Origin of the sequence: Collinsella sp. TF10-11AT, from assembly GCF_003437565.1 — a bacterium.
Classification (GTDB): domain Bacteria; phylum Actinomycetota; class Coriobacteriia; order Coriobacteriales; family Coriobacteriaceae; genus Collinsella.
Map to the genome: position 1 here is coordinate 1 of NZ_QSQW01000024.1, position 4,145 is coordinate 4,145.

A 4,145-nucleotide genomic window follows, 5' to 3' on the forward strand; every position below is an offset into this window, starting at 1 on the left:
CTTGGCGAGCTCCTCGGCGCGCGGCTCGAAGCGCTTGCGGATGTCGAGCATGTCCTTCCAGATGTCCTTGGTCTGCTCGATAAACAGATCAAACTTGGGGAAGCAGCCACGGCGGTTGAGCAGGCGCAGGCCGAAGCAGTCGGCGAGGTAGTAGCCCTTCTCGCAGCCGCCCGAACCATGGTCAGAAGCCATGGCGACGCAGTTCTCGGCACCCACAGCCTGGCCGATGGGGCCCTCGGGCTTGGTCATGGCGTAGACGCGCACGCCCATGTCCTTCATCTTCTTGACGGCCTCGAGGACCTCGGGGGTGGTGCCGGACTCGGAGGCGGTGAGCACGACGGACTTCTCGGTCATGCGCTTGTGGCCCATGACGTTCCACTCGGCGGCGTGGATCAGGTAGACCTCGAGGTCGCGGTCGCCGAACTTGTTCATGAGGTACTCGAGCTGCATGAGCTCGTCCCAGGTGCCGCCGACGCCCATCAGGAACACGGCGTCGTAGCCCTCGTCGGCGACCTTGTCGGCGAGCGCGGTCATCTTCTTGCCGGTCTCGTAGAGCGCCTTGCCGTCCTCGAGATAGCCCTCCTGGTCGAAATGCATGATCTCGATCTTCTCGGTTTCCTTCATTTGTCTCTCCTTTCTGGGGTTGTTTCCACATCCCCCATGCCAACGGGCATCAAAACCCGCTTACATTCCGTAACACTCGGCCGCTTTGGCCTTAAGCGCATTGACTGACTCTTCGTAGCCCTCTGCCTTGACCTCCATTTGCTTGGAGACGGCATCGAGATACGGGTGCACGTCCCATGACTTCAGACGCTCGGCGATCATTGCCGCAATCGTCTGGAAGAACACAAGATTGGGAATTGCGCTGAGCAGCGGAGCCACCTGAGGCACCGCAACCTCGTGAGCCTTGCCCTTGGGATGGGCCGTGAGCAGCACCGTTTTTGTCGTAACGTTCGATAGCGCATCGGCGATATTCGCAAGACGCTCCGACCCCTGCGGATCGTCGACAATAAACACCAGATAGCCCGGAACGATCTGCATTTCGGGACCGTGGACGAACTCCTCGCCTTCGTGATGCATGGCAGGAATCTTGATGGTCTCGCTCAGCTTGAGCGCTGCCTCCTCGGCAACACCATAGTTGGGGCCGTTGCCGACGACCATGGCGGGCATGTGCTCAGAAAGCTCGAGCATGTGATCTTGGACATATGCCTCGGCGGTCTTGCACATCACGGCATTAGCCTGGATAGCCTCGCGCAGGTCATCAAGACGCTGAGCAACGCCCTTGGCGTCAATCGTTCCGCGCGCCTGACCGCCGTAAATACCAAAGAGCACCAGGTACTCAACGAGAACCCCGACGCCCAGAGTCACAAAGTCCACCGACTCGACGCCCACACCGTAGTCAAGAACGATGTCAGCGTGTTCCTTGATGGGTGCCTCGACGTTTGCCGTGAGCGCAACTGCAGCCATATCGTGTGCGCGCATGTAATCGAGCGCCGCAATCGTATTGGTTGAATAGCCGCTCTGCGAGACGGCAATGTTAAGCGCATGCTGTGGATAGGTGTGTTCAAAATCGACGAAGGCCTCGGGCGTCACAACGGACACCTGCATCTGCAGCGCATCTTGCAGGTAATCGCGGGCGCAATCCGCAGCATGGCGCGACGAACCCGAAGCAACGATGCGCAGCGCGTCAAAAGAACCGGACTGGAAAATATCAACGAGCTGCGCTACCAGCTCAGACGAACGCTCGAGGTTCTCTCCCATACGCACATGGGCAAGCTGAACGTAATCGAGCATCTTCATCGTCTCACCTCGTAACAAATCATTAGTATTTGATACCAATCACAGTTATAGGTTACGGCTTTTTGATACCTCTTTGTCGATTAATTTATCCCCTTCGGCGAACGGTCGATTTTGAGCCATGTAAGGTTGTATATACAGCTGACCCAACGATCAAAACTGGTTAGTTTCCCAGCCGTTATTCACAAAATACCAGCTAGTACGTATAGGTGTAGCCGCCCGTATCGCCACGATTGAAGGACTTTACATACTCGATAGCCTGACCGCTCGCGTCATAGCTCACGCATTCCAAAAGCAAAACAAGATCGCCCTGTTCCAGTCCAAGGAGGCCGGCATCTCGTGCGCCCAGTGCCTCGATATCGAGCTTTTCCTGTGCCATGACTGGCTTTCGGCCCAGCATCTCATAGGTCTCGTACAAACTGAAGACCGACACGTCAATATCTTCGATGGTTGGGAACAGCAGGCAGGGAATCAGCGCCGTCTCAATCGATACGGGGCTACCGTTTATGCAGTTCAGGCGTCGAACGGAATAGAGCAGGTCGTCCTCGGCGATGCCAAACAGGTCGGCGTAATATGGCCCCGCATAACGCTTGGAACGCGCGAGAATACGGACGGACGGCTCGCCGCCCGAAGCACGGACCGATTCACGGAAACCGACCGTGCGTTCAAAAAAAGCAGGTACTTTCGGCGCCACAAAGGCACCTTTTCCCCGAACACGGCGAATCTGCCCGCGTCGAACCAGCTCATCGACAGCGCTTCGGATGGTCAAGCGTGTCGTACCAAATTCCTCGGCGAGGTCTTTTTCGGACGGAATCATGGAACCCGTGGGATATGCACCGCGCTCGATACGTTCCTCGATGCAGCGTCGAATGCGCATATAAACCGGGGTGGCATCTACTGTTTCAGCCATTGTTCACCTGCCACGCTCCTCATGCCGTTCTCTTCGCCGTTATCGGCAAAGCGGAACTTTGTGGGCAAAATCACCGATTTGCAATGCTCCACAAAACGCATGTCCTTATCAAATTCGATCGAGCTCTCATAGAACACCGGCGTTCCCTCTTCTTGCTGGAGCAGCTCGGCCTCTTCGACGTTCAAACGCGAGATGGAGATATGCTCACGTCCATGCTCAACGCGCACGCCACCTTCTTTGAGCAAGACATCGTAAAGGCTCTCACACTCAAAATCGTGCTCGGGAAGCGATGGGCACAGGGACAGGTTAACGTGAGCGGTCTCGATTGACGCCGGCTCGCCCTCAATAAGTCGAACGCGCTGCATGCGGAGCAAGGGAGCGCCTACAGCCACCCCAAGCTTGTCGGCAAGCGCCTCATCCGCCTCGATGGTCCCGGTGGAAACCAGACGAGAAGAGGGGTGCAGGCCGGCAGTCCGCACAGCATCGGAAAAGTTATACGTTTCCTGGAAGATGTTCAGCGGCTTGGGAGGACACACATACGTGCCCGATCCGCGACGGCTCTCGAGCGTTCCACACGAGATAAGCCGCGTGATACCGGCACGCAACGCCGTACGCGAAACGCCAATCTCTTCGCACAGCACGCGCTCGGCCGGCAGGCGATCGCCGCCGGCAAGCTGATGGTGCTGGATATACCAAAGAATTCCCTCAACAGCATGATCTTTGGGGGGAATTGCATAAGATTCGCCTGCCATTGCACAGACTCCTCATTCAGAAACGTATGCCGCCAAAATTAGGCCAGCCCTCCCATGGCATCAAATTCTGCCTTGATCTTCTCGGCGACATTCCGATACGACTTATATAGACTTGAATCGCGTTTGACTTCGTCGGTCATAACGGGAATCTCTAATTTGGAAACCTCGTCTTTTCCCGTCTGAACCGCCACAACAACGCCCATACCAAGACACATATTACGCTTGGCAGCATTTATTTTTGCTGCCTTGGCAGGATTTGCCAGGATACGCTGGGCAAATTCCTGTTTAGAGACCGCTTCTTCGGCCTCCGGATCGCCCGCCTCGGCCACTTCGCACTGCAACACGTCCGCATAGTCAAAAATCTTCGGCTCGCCACCGCGTTGATGCACAGCCCACTTGCGGCGCGTGGCATCCTGGTAGATAGCCGGCAAAAATGTAAACCGCGGCGGGTCCAAAATCGTATCCGTGATGGTAAACACATCGGGATCAAAGGCATCCTGCGGGTTTTTCTTCTTGAACAGCCCCATATCAGCCTCCCGTACTAGCATTAAACAACTCAAGCTGAATATAGCACCAATTTCAAGCCGCCGCCTTACCCTATCGGTGCGCGGCGTCTATAGCTCGCCCAGCGGAAGAGTTCACGGACGAGGGCCGGGGTGCCTGCCTTGTTTTGAGAAGTGGGCTCC

The 4,145-nt window shown here is 56.4% G+C and carries 4 protein-coding genes and 1 pseudogene; all 5 read right to left on the bottom strand.

Annotated features, from left to right (window positions below; translation table 11 throughout):
• A pseudogene (locus DXC99_RS10120) lies at window positions 1-624 on the bottom strand (SIS domain-containing protein); the annotation flags it as partial.
• A 60-nt stretch (window positions 625-684) separates the two neighbouring features.
• On the bottom strand, window positions 685-1,800 hold the full coding sequence (locus tag DXC99_RS10125; protein ID WP_117630081.1) for an SIS domain-containing protein: 1,116 nt from the start codon (window positions 1,798-1,800) through the stop codon (window positions 685-687).
• Window positions 1,801-1,993: 193 nt separating this feature from the next.
• Window positions 1,994-2,707, bottom strand: a complete 714-nt coding sequence (locus DXC99_RS10130; protein WP_117630082.1) for a GntR family transcriptional regulator — start codon at window positions 2,705-2,707, stop codon at window positions 1,994-1,996.
• Window positions 2,692-3,459 (bottom strand): GntR family transcriptional regulator, encoded by a 768-nt coding sequence (locus DXC99_RS10135; protein ID WP_035137744.1) that lies wholly within the window; start codon window positions 3,457-3,459, stop codon window positions 2,692-2,694. Before DXC99_RS10135 ends, DXC99_RS10130 begins: the two co-directional genes overlap by 16 nt.
• 38 nt (window positions 3,460-3,497) lie before the next feature.
• Window positions 3,498-3,986, bottom strand: coding sequence for a hypothetical protein (locus DXC99_RS10140; RefSeq protein ID WP_035137745.1), 489 nt, complete (start codon window positions 3,984-3,986; stop codon window positions 3,498-3,500).
• Between the last annotated feature and the right edge of the window lie 159 nt (window positions 3,987-4,145).